The sequence below is a fragment of the Nonomuraea polychroma genome, assembly GCF_004011505.1.
In the GTDB taxonomy this organism is placed as follows: Bacteria; Actinomycetota; Actinomycetes; order Streptosporangiales; family Streptosporangiaceae; genus Nonomuraea; species Nonomuraea polychroma.
In genome coordinates, this window is sequence record NZ_SAUN01000001.1 from 4,806,833 (window position 1) to 4,821,429 (window position 14,597).

The 14,597-nt window shown below is 66.7% G+C and carries 13 protein-coding genes and 3 pseudogenes; 10 read left to right on the forward strand and 6 right to left on the reverse strand.

Going from position 1 to position 14,597, the window contains the following annotated elements; translation table 11 throughout:
- The first annotated feature begins 56 nt into the window (after positions 1–56).
- From EDD27_RS21890 to EDD27_RS56790, 6 genes and pseudogenes are all read left to right on the forward strand, one after another.
- Positions 57–1,286 (forward strand): MFS transporter, encoded by a 1,230-nt coding sequence (locus tag EDD27_RS21890; protein ID WP_127934045.1) that lies wholly within the window; start codon positions 57–59, stop codon positions 1,284–1,286.
- A 135-nt stretch (positions 1,287–1,421) separates the two neighbouring features.
- Positions 1,422–2,951 (forward strand): IS21 family transposase, encoded by a 1,530-nt coding sequence (istA, locus tag EDD27_RS21895; protein WP_127934046.1) that lies wholly within the window; start codon positions 1,422–1,424, stop codon positions 2,949–2,951.
- Positions 2,951–3,742: an IS21-like element helper ATPase IstB gene (istB, locus tag EDD27_RS21900; RefSeq protein WP_127934047.1), complete on the forward strand. Its 792-nt coding sequence runs from the start codon at positions 2,951–2,953 to the stop codon at positions 3,740–3,742. Before istA ends, istB begins: the two co-directional genes overlap by 1 nt.
- 277 nt (positions 3,743–4,019) lie before the next feature.
- Positions 4,020–4,370 (forward strand): transposase, encoded by a 351-nt coding sequence (locus EDD27_RS21905; RefSeq protein ID WP_127934048.1) that lies wholly within the window; start codon positions 4,020–4,022, stop codon positions 4,368–4,370.
- Between the two features lie 35 nt (positions 4,371–4,405).
- Entirely contained in the window at positions 4,406–4,741 is a 336-nt protein-coding gene (locus EDD27_RS21910) for a DDE-type integrase/transposase/recombinase (RefSeq protein ID WP_127934049.1), read from the forward strand.
- A gap of 44 nt (positions 4,742–4,785) precedes the next feature.
- Positions 4,786–5,496 (forward strand): annotated as a pseudogene (locus EDD27_RS56790) (transposase); the annotation flags it as partial.
- Positions 5,497–6,270: 774 nt separating this feature from the next.
- Here EDD27_RS56790 and EDD27_RS55660 read toward each other — a convergent pair.
- From EDD27_RS55660 to EDD27_RS21940, 6 genes and pseudogenes are all read right to left on the reverse strand, one after another.
- Positions 6,271–6,639, reverse strand: coding sequence for a hypothetical protein (locus EDD27_RS55660; RefSeq protein ID WP_206641580.1), 369 nt, complete (start codon positions 6,637–6,639; stop codon positions 6,271–6,273).
- A gap of 199 nt (positions 6,640–6,838) precedes the next feature.
- Positions 6,839–7,600, reverse strand: a complete 762-nt coding sequence (locus EDD27_RS55665; RefSeq protein WP_206641581.1) for a hypothetical protein — start codon at positions 7,598–7,600, stop codon at positions 6,839–6,841.
- Between the two features lie 761 nt (positions 7,601–8,361).
- A pseudogene (locus tag EDD27_RS21925) lies at positions 8,362–8,592 on the reverse strand (transposase); the annotation flags it as partial.
- A 130-nt stretch (positions 8,593–8,722) separates the two neighbouring features.
- Positions 8,723–9,388 carry an IS110 family transposase gene (locus tag EDD27_RS21930; RefSeq protein ID WP_164903729.1) on the reverse strand — a complete coding sequence of 222 codons (666 nt, stop codon included), beginning with the start codon at positions 9,386–9,388 and terminating at the stop codon, positions 8,723–8,725.
- A gap of 407 nt (positions 9,389–9,795) precedes the next feature.
- Positions 9,796–10,038 (reverse strand): helix-turn-helix domain-containing protein, encoded by a 243-nt coding sequence (locus EDD27_RS21935; RefSeq protein ID WP_127933242.1) that lies wholly within the window; start codon positions 10,036–10,038, stop codon positions 9,796–9,798.
- Complete coding sequence (locus EDD27_RS21940; protein WP_127934051.1) at positions 10,039–10,686, reverse strand: DUF2975 domain-containing protein; 648 nt, start codon at positions 10,684–10,686, stop codon at positions 10,039–10,041. It lies immediately after the preceding gene.
- Positions 10,687–11,374: 688 nt separating this feature from the next.
- On the opposite strand from EDD27_RS21940, the pseudogene EDD27_RS56795 reads away from it, so the two are divergent.
- The 4 genes and pseudogenes from EDD27_RS56795 to EDD27_RS21965 all read left to right on the forward strand — a co-directional run.
- A pseudogene (locus EDD27_RS56795) lies at positions 11,375–12,283 on the forward strand (IS3 family transposase); the annotation flags it as partial.
- Positions 12,184–13,338, forward strand: coding sequence for a transposase (locus tag EDD27_RS21955; RefSeq protein ID WP_277750842.1), 1,155 nt, complete (start codon positions 12,184–12,186; stop codon positions 13,336–13,338). The pseudogene EDD27_RS56795 and the gene EDD27_RS21955, both read left to right, overlap by 100 nt.
- 218 nt (positions 13,339–13,556) lie before the next feature.
- Positions 13,557–13,850 (forward strand): transposase, encoded by a 294-nt coding sequence (locus EDD27_RS21960; RefSeq protein ID WP_164903730.1) that lies wholly within the window; start codon positions 13,557–13,559, stop codon positions 13,848–13,850.
- An 8-nt stretch (positions 13,851–13,858) separates the two neighbouring features.
- Positions 13,859–14,527, forward strand: a complete 669-nt coding sequence (locus EDD27_RS21965; protein ID WP_241564831.1) for an IS3 family transposase — start codon at positions 13,859–13,861, stop codon at positions 14,525–14,527.
- The last annotated feature ends 70 nt before the right edge of the window (positions 14,528–14,597 follow it).

Sequence of the window (14,597 nt, forward strand, 5' to 3'; positions counted from 1 at the left end):
CTTCGTCATGTCCACCAAGGAGAAACACACCACCTACCCGGAGGACATGACACTCGATGCCCACCTCGACTCCGCATCTTTCCTCAGACAGTGACTGGCTGGGCTTTCGCCGCGCTCGTCGGGCGGCGGCCGCGCCGTTTTTCATCACGGGGTTGCTGTTCGCCAGCTACTTCGTCCAGATACCCTCGCTGAAACTCGCTCTCGACCTGTCCGAGGGCCGTCTTGGCGTCTTCCTGGCGCTGCCCATCGTCTCGGGCCTGATCGCCATGCAACTGACGGGACGGCTCGTCGGCCGGTTCGGCAGTGGGCCCCTCGTCCGTGTCACCACGCTCGCACTTTCTCTGGCCCTTCTGGCTTTCGCTCTCGTCCGTGATCAGGTGACCTTCGGGCTCGTCCTGCTGGTGTTCGGCGCGGTCGACGGGCTCATCGACATCGCGATGAATGCTCACGCCGTCGCCGTGGAGCGTGCCCGCCACAGGCCTGTCATGAACTCCTGCCACGCTGCATGGAGCATCGGCGCCGCTGTCGGCTCTCTGCTCGGCGGTGCCGCCATCAATGCCGGCTTGTCACTCGCCCAGCATTTTGTGCTCGTCGCCGCCTTGGCCCTGCTCGTAGCGCTCATCACTGGACGGCATCTGCTGCCGGCCCACGCCGACCGCAATGCCCTGCGGCGCCGCTCCGTCGCCCGCGCTTCATCGTGGACCGGCTGGAACTCTCGTATCCTGCTGCTCGGTGCCGCCGGCGTTCTGGTCTTCGTCCTGTCCGGAGTCGTGGGCAGCTGGAGTGGGGTGTTCCTTCACGAAGACCTCGGTGCTTCCTTGTCCATCGCCGCGCTTGGTTACATCTGCTTCAGCCTCTGCGAGGCCGGCGCCCGCCTCTTGGGCGATCGCCTGCACGAACGCCTCGGTTCCTCAACTCTTGTCCGGATCAGCGGCCTGATCGCCGTCATCGGTCTCTCCATCGTCGTGTTCAGCCCCGTCCCTGGCTCGGCCATCGCCGGATTCGCCATCCTTGGCTTGGGACTGTCGGTCCTGATCCCCGTCATTCTCAGCGCGGCCGGCCACGACGGCGCCGGTGCCGAGGCTGCCAATGCCGCAGCCGCGCTGTCCAAGGTCGGGACACTTACCTACAGCGGGCAAATCCTCGGTCCCATGGCGGTCGGCTGGTTCGCCGAGGCGTTCGAGCTGAGACAGACCTTCGCTGGTCTTGCGCTCCTGTTTGCCGCAACCCTGATCATCACACTTAAGAGGTGCTTCCCTGACTCAATACGGCATCAACGGAACTGAACCATTGACAGCGGCCACGAGATACTCCCCATAGGCGGCCATTTACCGCCCCACTGACGGCCACGAGGTTCCCCGCGTACGGCCAGATATCTCCCCGGTTCGTCCCGTCCGACCTGGACGGTGATCATCGTCCGGGTGAAGAACAGCAGGGAGATCATGGAAATCCTGGAGGCGTACGACCTCACGGGCAGTTACCGCGCGGCGGCCGAGCTGGCCGGGTGTGACCACCACACGGTGGCCCGGTATGTGAAGATGCGGGCTGCTGGGCAGAACCCGGCCGACAAGCGGCATCGTGAGCGGGCGATCGACGCGTTCCTGCCGAAGATCGAGGAACTGGTGGTCCGCTCGAACGGGAAGATCCGCGCCGATGTCGTGCACAAGCGGCTGGTCGCGATGGGGTTCACCGGCGGGGAACGCACCACCCGCCGCACGGTGGCCGAGGCGAAGGCGCAGCATCGCGCGGGGCAGCGGCGCATCTATCGGCCGTGGATCACTGAGCCGGGGCTGTGGCTGCAGTGGGACTGGGGATGGGGCCCGGTGATCAAGGGCCGGCAGACGATCCTGTGGTGCGCATGGCTGGCCTGGTCGCGGTTTCGCGTGGTCATCCCGGTCTGGGACAAGACCATGCCGACGATCGTCGCGTGCCTGGATGCGACGTTGCGGCGGATCGGCGGGGTGCCTGCCTATGCGTTGACCGACAACGAGAAGACGGTCACCACCGACCACATCGCGGGGATCGCGGTGCGCAACCCGGAGATCGTCGAGATTGCCCGGCACTACGGGATGACCATCCGCACGTGCGTGCCGGCCGACCCCGAGTCCAAGGGCGGCAGCGAGGCGACCGTGCGCATCGCCAAGGCCGACCTGGTGCCTACCGAGGTCAACCTGCTGGCCGAATACCGCACGTTCGGCGAGCTGGAAGCGGCCTGCCGCGCCTTCGGCGAAGAGGTCAACGGGCGGATCCACCGGGAGACCAAGCGCCGCCCGATCGAGTTGCTGGCCGAGGAACGCACGCGCCTGCACCCCCTGCCCAAGCAGCCCTTCACCGTCGCCTTCGGCACCACCCGCCGAGTCTGCTGGGACTCCACCATCTCGGTGGAAGCGGTGCGCTATTCGGTGCCCCACCACCTGATCGACACCCGCGTCTGGGCCCGTTTCCACGGCGACGAGCTCGTCGTCACCGCGGTGGACGGCGACGGCACCGCCCGCGAGATCGCCCGGCACGCCCGCGGCCAGGCCGGCACCCCCGTTATCGACGCCGCGCACTACCCGCCCCGGGAGAACAAGGAAGCCGACCGCACCCCGAAAGCCACCAGCGCCGAGGAGGCCGCGTTCTTGATGATCGGCCCCGGCGCGGCCACCTGGCTGGTCGAGGCCGCCGCCGCGGGCACCCGCCGCGTCAAGGCCAAGATGGCCGAGGCCGTCGCCCTGGCCAAGCTCTACTCCAGCGCCCAGGTCGACCGGGCGCTCGGCACTGCCGCGCTGACCGGCCGCTTCGCCGACGCCGACCTGCTGTCCATCCTGGACTACCAGGTCAAACACGACAGCGACCAGCCGACCCGCGCCAGCGAGACTCACAGCCTGCAGCCGGGCACCTCCGCCTGGGCCCGCTTCGGCACCACCCCCGCCCCTGCAAGCACCGACCTCGACGAGGACACCTTCTGATGGCCACACCCTTGCGCTCCGTCCACGCCTCCACCGGAGACCCGCTCGCCGAGGCCGTCGAGCTCACCAAACGGTTGAAGCTGCCGCACATCCGCCGGGCGCTGGCTGATCTGATCCCCACCGCCAAAGCCCAACGCTGGGATCCTGCCGAGGTGGTGCGCGTCCTGCTCGCCGAAGAAGCCGCCGGCCGCGACCGGGCCAACCTGCACACCCGCCGCCGACGCGCGGGCTTTCCCGCAGGCAAGACCTTCGGCGACTGGGACGAGGGCGCCTCTTCCATCCCCCGCCCCACCCAAGATGCCCTCAAGAGCCTGGAATGGGTGCGACGAAGGGAGAATCTATGCGTCTGCGGGCCGTCAGGCACCGGAAAATCGCACTTCAGCGAGGCACTCGGCCAAGCAGCAGTCGAGGCCGGGATGACGGTGGCCTGGTTCACCATCGAAGACCTCGGCGCCCTGGTTCGCCGCCACCGCGCCGACGACTCCATCGCCCGCGCCTTGGCCCGCGTCATCCGCTCCGATTTGATCATCGTCGACGACATCGGCCTGCTCCCGGTCTCCCCGGACGCCGCCGAAGGCTTCTACCGGCTGGTCGATGCCGCCTACGAGCGCCGCTCGCTGGCCGTCAGCTCCAACCTCCACCCCTCCGGCTTCGACGAGATCATGCCCAAGACCCTGGCTACGGCCACCGTCGACCGGCTCATGCACCATGCTCACATCGTGGTCACGCAGGGTGACAGCTTCCGGCTCACCCAGGCCACCTCGGGACAGGGCGTCAAGCCCTTCTCCTAACCATCAGTCCAGCAACGGCGGGGAGATATCTGGCCGCCGTTGGGGACCCCCTCATGGCCACCAGCGTGTGAACTATCTGGCCGCCAGCGGGGAGAGCTCAAAGGCCATTGACAAACCATTCCGCCAACCTGGCTGCAGGGCACGTCGACAGGCCACCCATGGCAGTGAGGCGTGCTGGCAATGTCCTGAACCGCGCCAGGTTTCTTGGAGTGGTGTGCCCGGGTTAAGTGGAGGCGGATTTCTGGATTCTTGTGCCACTTGATGAGAGGAAAGTGGCATGGGACGACGCGGCTACCCGCCGGAGTTCTGGCGCAAGGTGCTGGATCTGCTCGAAGCAGGCCGCACGGCCACCGAGCTGGCCCGTGATCTGGACATTAGCACCCAGACGATCTACACCTGGCGGCGCCCCAAAAGGCGGTTCGAAGCCATCGCGGTGATGGCCGGTGAAGGCATCCCGGTCGAGGTCGCCTGCCGCGTCCTGGCGGTCTCGGTGTCGGGCTACTACGCCTGGCGAGATCGGCCGCCCTCGCCGCGGGCCATCCGGCACGCCTGGCTGACCGATGTGATCCGACAGATCCACCAGCGCTCGCGCGGCACCTACGGGGCTCGTCGGGTGCAGCTGAGCTGACCCTTGGCCACCAGGTCCTGGTCAGCCACGGCGCGGTGGAGCTGCTCATGCGCCGGGCCGGGCTGGCAGACCTCAGCGGCCGGCCCAAGTGGCGACGCGCCGGGCCGGACCAGATCGCCAGGGACCTGGTCGAGCGGGCGTTCACGCGGAACGGGCTCAACCAGCTGTGGATCACCGACATCACCGAGCACCCCACTCGGGAGGGCAAGGTGTACCGCTGCGTGGTGCTGGATGCCTACTCCCGCCGCGTGGTCGGCTGGTCGATCGACTCGACCCAGACCGCCACGCTGGTGACCAGCGCCTTTGGGATGGCCATCGGCAACCGCACGCCGCCGACCGGCACGATCATCGACTCCGATCAGTGCAGGTGAATTCGACCGGTGCTCGAAACACTTCGTCGTTGGAGGTGTGGTGAATGGGCCTGGGCAAGAGACAGCAGGCTGTCCGGTTGTGTCGCGGTCAGATCCCCTCGCCGGGACGGCCGACTGTCGCCTGGCGCCAGGACCGTGTCCGGTTCTGACAAGCGATCGCTCGAGGGCTGAGCTCGGAGGACGCCGCAGCGGAGATCGGCGTGTCGCCGGCGGTGGGGACGCGCTGGTTTCGCCAGGCTGGCGGGGTGGGACCATGCCTTGCCCCGACGGTGTCGGGCCGTTATCTGTCGCTCGCGGAGCGGGAAGAGATCGCGTTATGCCGTGCCCAGAAGGTCGGCGTGCGCGAGATCGCGCGGCGTCTGGGCGGTCGCCGTCGATGATCTCCCGCGAGATCCGGCGCAACGCCCCACGCGGACGTATGACGTGAGTATCGAGCGACGGTCGCGCAATGGCACGCCGAGCGCCGAGCCCGCCGGCCGAAGACCGCCAAACTGGCGGCCGACCAGCAGCTGCGCGAGTATGTGCAGGAGCGGCTGGCCGGGGAGATCCGCCACCCGGACGGCACCCCGGTGGCGGGGCCACAGACGGCGCCCTGGAAGGGGCGGAACAAGCCCCGGCGTCAGGACCGCCACTGGACGACATCATGGAGCCCCGAACAGATCGCACATCGGCTGAAGGTCGATTTCCCCGAGGATGACGCCATGCGGATTTCACACGAGGCGATCTACCAGGCCCTGTTCATCCAGGGGCGAGGAGGTCCTCACGGTCGGCTGCGGTTGTCCACAGGGGGTGGACCTCCTTTTTGGAGTGGCGCGCAGAAACGCGAGAAAGGCCAGGGCGAGCATCGCCAGCGAGTGTGAGCCATGACGCAGCGCACGCGGATCGAAGTGGACCATCTCCAGCCGGCCTCGGCGTCGAGGCCGCCCCTGACAGGCCCATTGTGGCGGCGACCTCCGCAGAGAGTCCATCGCTGACGATCGACCGCCCACCCACCGAGTGCACAAAATCTTCGCGCTCGCTCCACACCTTGTCCGAGGCAGCTGACGGCGCCGGCGGCCAAGGGCATGGTGAAGGAATGCGGAAACTGAGAAGCGTGCCGATCCTCCTGATGCCTGCCCTGCTGTTGGTTTCCTCGCTGCCGGCGCAGGCCGCCGTGGCGCAGGATCGTCCATGCGGGCGGCACGTCATCGCCCCCGGCTCGGGAAAGTGGAGTCCGGAGTCGATCGGCTGCCGTTACCTTCGTAAATCAAAGGGGAAACTCGTCTACAAGTGGAAAGCCAGTCGTCCAGTATTCGTCATGGCCCGTGGCTATCGGCGGGGTAGCAACATTGAGTACTGGGTGCCAGTGATGAGATGCGAAAGGAGCGGAGCGGTCACCGTGCCGTGGCAGGCAAGGCCCTCTCGGCACGGAAAGGCGGCCTTCGTAGCCGGCGTCTGCGAGCCCGGACCAGAGGCCGTTGTTCACTGGGTCTCTGCTCGCGTGAACTAACGATCTTTGGTCTCGCGTTTCTGGACGTTTGTGTCAAGTTTCACGACGCCCGAGGGAGCCGAGCTTGGGTGGCGTAGTCGTCGACGTGCCGGGTGATGGTCTTGAGCGCGGCTCGGAGTTCGGGCGGCGCCTGGGCTTGATCGGCAGCGGTCAACGGGACGAGTAAACGGTTGTAGATCTTGGTGTAGAAGACGGCGATGCGCACGCCATCCTCGGTCAGGACGTAGCGGTTGGAGCGGGGTAGCCGGCGGATCAGTCCGTTGAGCCGTAGGTGACGCAGGTCGTAGGTCATCTGGCCCGTGCTGTAGGCGGCGTTGCCGAGCAGTCCGGTCATCAAGACGCGAAGGTTCTTGTTGGTGAAGCCGGTCGCGGCGAGCAACGTCTGGCACAGGGCGCCGGCCAGGGCCATGACCCGAGGATCGCCGAAGCGTAGCGCCGGGGCTCTCCGCCCCACCTCATCGGTGGTGGGGTGCGCGATCCGCTCAAAGGCTGGACTCGCAAGGACGCAACCCTGGCCGGCACGTTCGACCTCCAGTATGCGCCGGTTGGCGGCGCGGGCCTTGGCCTCAAGTTCCTCAAGATTGGGCAGGCGGGCGTTGCAGCACAGGTCACGGGGCGCGTTGACGACTGTCTCGGTGCGGGGGGCCGAAGTCGAGGTTGTCGGCGACGAGGGCTTTGAAGAAGCCGCGGGCGTGCTTGGGAGCGTCGAAGACCAGGGTGCGGGAGATCTCGATCCGCCGCATGGAGGTCTTCCCACCAGTAGCCCGCATCATGGTCTTTCTCGCCGAACGGAAGTAGCAGCCGGTGCAGCCACCGCTGGACGACACGTTGACGGTGCCGGAGGTGAGCCGGTCGCAGATCTCTTGAAGGGCGGCAGGATCGGTGCAGGTGGCGAAGCCGTTGGACAGCTCGGTGAAGCCGAGGCCGGCCTTGGTGGCTTGGCGTTTGGCCCACTCGTGGCCGTTGATCCAGATCTTGCCCGGGTAGGGGAAGTAGGCGCAGACTTTGATGAAGGCCAGGCCGAAGTCGGCGTCCCACAGATACAAGTAGTAGCAGGTCACCCGCCGGTCGGCCTTGACGAACGACCAGCGCGGGGTGCCGGTGGAGGTCTTGCCCTCGTGCGCAGTCCACACGCGCTGGAAATCCTGCTCCACCCCGATCGCTGCGACCCCGGAGCGTCGGGTGGCGGCCTGGCGGGCCAGATACGGGGTCATCACGTCCAGCTTGGCCTCGTCCTTGGTGAATGTGATCCAGGGAATGCGGTTGGTCTCGGCGAAGGAGGCCACCGCGCGCCGGAACCGGCCACCCAGCTGCTTGAACAGCGTCGGCGAAGGAAACGGGAAGCCCAGATGCCCCGGCAGGAAGGCCACCACCTGGGGCGCTGGTCAGCAGGATCGGAACGTAAGCATTGAGGTAGATCCGATCCAGACACTCGATATCCAGCCTCACGTGCCCGTCGAGAACGTCGTTCACCGTCACGACCCGCGCTGGCGACCACCCACCGCAACCGTTTCCATGGTCGTGACGATTGTCGGCGCTCACGGAATGTTCCCGTTGGGGCGTGATCCGCTCACGCAATTGACCCGCTGTCCGCTCGCCGTGGACAGTGTGGTCGCTCGTCGTCCACGGCACCGTCCGGGCGAGCGGACAGGGCAAAAGCAGCAGCGAGGAGTAGGTGGGCCGCAGCTTGGTGCGGACGTGTCGGCTCCGCACTGTGCTTCGGTCGGTCGGCCGTCGTTCACCGTCCCGTGGGTCAATTCCGTGAGCCGAAGGTGGGTCAATCCCGTGAGCGCCCACAGACGATGAACTCACCCGAGCCAGATCGCCGGCGGAACCAGTAATCTCGGCGGTCCGACGACACCTGCAAGACAGGGGACTGTGCCCCGCGGAAGCGTCTGCCCAAGTGGCGTGCCTACAGCTCATCGGACGTGAGCACCGCCGTGGTCACCTGGGGCGCGGCGAGACGGTGATGAGCCGTCGTACAGATGAGGCCGGAGCAACTGGCACATGTCGGAGAGTGTTCCAGGTCTCGCGGTTTTTGGGGTACGGCACCGACCCGCTGGACCTTGGCACGGTCACGTCCACGGACGTGGTGTATGTATCGATCTTCGCGTGATCCTGTTTCTGCAGGTTAAGCGGTAATTGTCTGCGGCAGTGGGTTCTGTGCGGATGTGTCGCCGGGGATCACGCGGATCCGGGCTTTGGCCAGGACGTCCAAGCCCATGGAGCGGCGGGCTTCGACCCACTCGTCGGTCTGCTCGGCCAGCACCGCGCCGACGAGGCGGATGATCGCCGCTCGGTTGGGGAAGATGCCGACCACGTGGGTGCGCCGGCGGATCTCCCGGGCGACACTTCGCATAGGGCCGCGAACGATCCCTCGGAGCGCAGTCGATCGGGGTTGTCGCCGCAGGTGGTCAGTAGCTGCGCGGCGGTCTCGACACCCACGCCTTGGGTGGTGAGCAGCTCGGGCCGGGCCTGCTCGATCAGCGCCTTCAACTGCTTGTAGGTGGCGTCGATCTCGGCGCTGAGGGCGCGGGAGCCAGCAGCGAGGTGCCGCAGCGCCGCTTTGACGCTCTGAGCGGGGTCGGCCAGGTCGTGGAGGGCCTCAACCGCGAGCAGGCGTCGACTAGCCGGGCCTTCTTCAGGTCGGCCAGCTGCTCGCGGAGCTCGGCCGGGGCAGTGACGAGCAGCGCCTGCAGTTCGTTGAGGCAGGCGGTGCGAGCCTTCACCGCACCCGCGCGGACCAGATGCAGCACACGGATCGACTCGGCCATTCCGTTTCCGCTCTTCGGGACAGCGCGAGCCCTGTCGGCCAGGACAGCTTCGGCAGCGGAGTAGGAGTCCAGCGGATCAGACTTGCCCTTGGCCCTGCGCTGCTGCCGGTCAGGGCGATTGACCTCGACCACCTTGACCTTCGCGCTGCTCAGGTGGCGAGCCAGGGCACCGTAGGAGCCGGTACCTGCGACCCCCACCGCATGCAGCCGACCGAAGGAACGCATCCACTCCAGCAGGTCCGCGTATCCGGCTCTGGTTGCTGGGAACTCGCGATCGGCGACCCGGCGCACGTTCATCAACACCACTGCGGCGTGGTGATTGTCGGCATGCGTGTCGAGGCCGCCCGCGATCCGACGTGCCTTGGGCTTCTTGAACTCCGTCATGTGCACCCTCATCGGGCTCGAGGATTTTCCGAAGGCGGTGCGCGCCGGGGGTGGCCGAGCAGGCAGACCAGTGACGGGACGGGTTCTCCCGCCGAGGCTTCTATCAAGCCACACACGGCCAGCCCGACACGCATCTTCGGGAGCGCCTCCCCGCAAGAGGCGACAGATCCTGCCGATGGCACCGGGAGGACCAGGGCCAGGTAAGACAAGGGTCAACCTCAGGGGAGAACACTTCCTGCCTCTGCAACTTCATCCGCAGCGGCAGTCGTTCCCGATAGCACCGGTCTCACTGGTAGAACAGCACCGGAAGCTCTTGGTTGTGACGGGGTGGGTTGTGGTGATCAACCCGTCTACCAGGAGCTTCTTCACGTCACTGGCCGAACATCAGCATCGCGATCATGTAACCGTCACGGGTCGTCGGCGGGATTGTCCGTGTAGCGCAACAGGTCTCCCGGCTGGCATTCGAGCACCTCGCACAGCCGGGCCAGGGTGGAGAACCTGATGGCCTTGCCTTTGCCGGTCTTGAGGATGGACAGGTTGGCGATCGTCACCTCGACCCGGTAGGACAGCTCGGTCAACGTCATGCCGCGCTGAGCGAGCAGCTCATCGAGCCGGATCTCGATGCGCCCATTAAGTTCGCCTGGTGGCACTCAGATCGTGCCCTCGATCTCGTCGAGCATGGCCAGGCCGCGCCCGATCACTTCAGCCACCACGAACGCTCCCACACCCATCAGCACGGCGACGAGCGGCCAGTCGACGTCGCCGGGCACCACATACGCGTCGATGGTCATCATCCGGGCTGCCGCAGTCTTGGCCGCGAAGTCGAGGGCGCAGGCCGCCAGTGAGCCAAGGGTGAGGATCGCACCGATCCTCCGTAGGTCTTGCACCGTGTCGGCGGAGAACAGCGCGCGGTCTCCGGCCACGCCCCGGCTGGTGATGCGGACGAGCCAGAACAGGGGCAAGAGCATCACCAGCGCGCCGGGCAGCCAGGCGAGCAGGTGCAGAGCGGCCAGCAGCGGCGCGCGCGCCGGATCGTAGAGTGTTGCTTCGATCATGACGTCCACCGCGCGTACTCCCGGGGCCAGAGCCCCGTCGAGCGACACGCTGGCGTGCGACGGCCAGAGCCCGGTGAAGCCGTAGTCGGCCTTCGCCGTCGGCAAGGCGAGGATGACGTCGGCAATCAGCCGCGTGAGGGAAGCGAGCACGCCAAGGACGAGGGCGGTGGTCAGGAGCGCGTGCAGGCGCCGGGTCCACGCGCCGACTGCCGAGGGCGCGGTTGCTGTCGGGCTGCCGGGCATCGGCCGCCTCCTTTATCGTTTATCGATGATGACGTAGCTCACGATAGCATCGAAAAACGATAAAACAAGCGGAGCAGGCACATGCGTCCTGCTGCGTAACCGGCAAGGAACCCGGATGATCCCGTCGGTGACGGCCGCCGATCGAGCACGTCGGCTCCTTGTCACTCAGCAACGATGGCGTCGTCGAATGCCATCACCGCAGCTTCTGCTCGGCTGAGATCCCGTCAACATCCCTCAGACCCTCTCCGGCTCAGACAGCGCAACCTGCACCGATCGCACGCTCTGCGCCCACCCATCGCGGTTTTTCGCTGTTTCACGCTCAGGAATCCGCGAACTCCCGCGCTTTCGGGAGGTTGAAAAACGTTCAGTGCCGCGAGCACGGTGAACACGGCCCCGGGTGGGTCGTGGGTGCCCTGTCGTTCGCCGGTGGGGAATTCCAGGCCGATGCCGGCGGCGCGCAGGTGCTCGGCCAGGGCGTCAAAGTCGAGGCCGCGGCCGAGTCGTTTGTGCTCGTGGACCGCGAGGGTGACCGCCACCCCGGCTGCCCGCAGTTCCCGGGCCAGGGCGACGGCCTTGTCGAGTTCGGGGTGGGTGGTGGCGCGAGTGGAGCCTTGGGCGCTCCCCCCGAGGTGTGGACACCTTGCGTACCGGATGATGGAAATCCGGAGACAAGGAGTTCCACGTGGCGATGAAGTCGTACCCGCCGGAGTTCAAGGCGGACGCCGTCGCGTTGTACCTATCGGATCCGGCGCGGACGCTGGCGTCGGTGGCGCAGGACTTGGGGATCAGCCGGGAGACGTTGCGTAACTGGGTGCGTCAGGCGCAGGCAGATGGCACGGCGGGGGCGAAGGAGGGCAGGCCCGGTGAACAAGCCCGCGCACCGCCCGCTATCGTCCGACGACGTGCTGGAAGAGGAGAACAAGCAGCTCAAGGCCCGGATCCGGGAGCTGGAGATGGAGCGCGACATTCTGCGCCGGGCGGCCAAATATTTCGCCGGCGAGACCAACTGGTGAGCCGCTTCCAGTTCGTCGCCGACCACGCGGGCGCCTTCGGCGTCAAGCGGCTGTGCCGGGTCCTGAAAGTCTCCCGGTCAGGCTTCTACCGGTGGCGCAAGGCCGCGCCGGTCCAGGCGGAGCGGGCGGAGGCCGATGCCGCGCTGGCGGCGGAGATCAAACAGATCCACGGCGCGTTCGACGGCACCTACGGCAGTCCCCGTGTCACCGCCGAACTGCGCCCCCAGGGTCGGAAGGTCAACCACAAGCGCGTCGCGCGGGTCATGCGCCGCTTCGGCATCGTCGGGCTGCACTTGCGTAAGAAGATGCGCACCACCGTGCCCGAGCCGTCCCATCAGAAGGTGCCCGACCTGATCAAGCGGGACTTCACCGCGCCCGCCCCCAACCAGCGCTACGTGGGCGACATCACCTATCTGCCCATCGGCGAGGGCCGGTTCCTGTATCTGGCGACCGTGCTGGACCTGTGCTCGCGGCGGCTGGCGGGCTGGTCGATCGCCGACCACATGCGCACCGAGCTGGTGACCGACGCACTACAGGCCGCCGCCGCAACGCGGGGCAGCATGACCGGGGCGATCTTCCACTCCGATCACGGCCCACTACCACGGGCGAGACCGCATGCGCCAAGCGGCTGCTGCATCTGCTGAGGTCGGACATGCTCGTGCTGTGGGACAAGGGATTCGATGGCAACGACTTCATCACCGCGGTGACGGGCACCGGAGCTCAGATCGTCGGCCGCCTGCGCAGCAACCGCCGCGTCCCGATCCTGTCCCTCCTGACCGACGGCTCCTACCTGTCGGTGATCGGCTCGGTCCCGGTGCGGATCGTCGACGCCCAGATCACCGTGACCTGCGCTGACGGCACCGTCTTCAACGCCTCCTACCGGCTGGTCACCACGCTGACCAACGCCCGCCGCCACCCCGCCGGCGCCCTGGTCTCCTTGTATCACCAGCGCTGGGAACACGAATCGGCTTACTACGCACTCCGGCACACGATCCTGCGCGGCCGCGTGCTGAGGTCGGGCGACCCGGTCGGCGTCGAGCAGGAGATGTGGGCGCTGCTCACGCTCTACCAACTGCTGCGCACCGTCATCGTTGACGCCGCGCAGTCCCGTCCCGGAACCGATCCCGATCGATGCGGGTTCACCATCGCCTTCCACGCGGCCCGTGACCCGGTGATCCAAGCCGAAGGCGTCCTGCCCGAAGCTCTCGACCCCATCGGAACGATCGGACGCCGGGTGCTGGCCAGGCTGCTCCCACCACGACGCCCACGAATCAGCACCCGCAAGGTCAAGTCACCGATCTCCTGCTACGGCGAACGGCTGGACGACGGCCGCCCCGACACCAGCCGCGCCATCACCCGCCTCGACATCACCCTCCTGCCACCCCCACCCGCACTGCCTGCCGCATCCCGAGACGAGCGACCCATCGCCCCGGCCGACCGCCGCAGACAACAACGGGTCCTGGCCCTCCTCCACCACGACCCCGACCGCCCCTGGCCGGCCCGCGACATCGCTCGCCACCTCGGCGACATCACCCTGAACACCATGTATCGGCAACTGTCCCGATGGTCCGCAACCGGACTCATCCACAAGATCAGCCCGGGCCTCTACACCGCCGTGCCCACCCTGCCACCCCCTTGACAGGCACCCGAAAACGCTAACTACCTGGCCTTGGGGGAAGCCCCTTATTGACGCAGGTCAGAAGGTTGCGCAGGTAGTGAAGCCGTAAAAGATCAACTTGTCGGCGTGTCGCGATCGTTTGGCACTGCGGCAAGCAGATCCGCAGCAGTGTGAGCTTCCCCCTGTTCTCCGGATACTTGACCTGAGGTCACCCTTGATCATCAGGAAGGATGTCCTTCATGCCCTCGCCACACCCTCCCGAGTTCCGGCGCCGCGCGGTCGAGCTCGCACGCCAAGGTGACAAACCGCTCCTCCAACTCGCCAAGGACCTGGGCGTCAGCCGGTCGTGCCTGCAGAACTGGCTCAACCAGGCCGACGCCGATGAAAACGCCGGTACCGGTGACCGCCTGACCAGTGCGGAGAAGAAGGAACTCGCCGAGCTGCGCCGCCGCAACAAGCAGCTGGAGATGGAGAACGACATTCTCAAGCGGGCGGCGGCGTACTTCGCCCGGGAGAACGTCCTCCCAAGGTAATCTACTCGCTGGTCCGCGAACTCGCCGACGACCGCATTCCGGTCGCGGTGGCCTGCCGAGTGCTCCAGGTGTCGACCTCGGGATATTACGAGTGGCTCGGCCGGCCCGAGCCGCCGCGGGAACTCCGTAATAAGGAACTCACCAAAGTAATCCGGCAGATACATGCCGACTCGCGCGGCAGTTACGGCTCGCCGCGGGTGCATGCCGAGCTCACACTCGGGCTGGGTGAGAAGGTCAACCGCAAACGCGTGGAGCGGCTCATGCGCGAGGCCGGCCTGCAGGGCGTCTACCGGCGCAAGGGCCGCAGCAACCTGGTCAACCAGGCCACCGAGGAGGACCTGGTGCAGCGCCGCTTCGACGTCGAGGCGCCCGATCGGCTCTGGTTGACCGACATCGCCGAGCATCCCACCGGCGGAGGGAAGGTGTATTGCGCCGCCGTCATGGACGCCTATTCACGACGCGTCATCGGCTGGTCCATCGACGCACGGCAGAATACGGATCTCGTGGTGAATGCATTGGCGATGGCCGTGGCTCGGCGAAAGCCGGACGCCCGCTCGACTGTTCTGCATTCCGATCACGGCACGCAATATACGTCTTGGGTCTTTGGCAAGCGGCTGCGGGATGCGGGCTTGCTCGGTTCCATGGGAACAGTGGGCGATTCCCTCTTAACCGGCTAATACGTATGTTTCCCCAGGTCAGCGACTCGCCGTGATCTGCTACCTGCTAGCCGGATGAGGTCATTGCGGG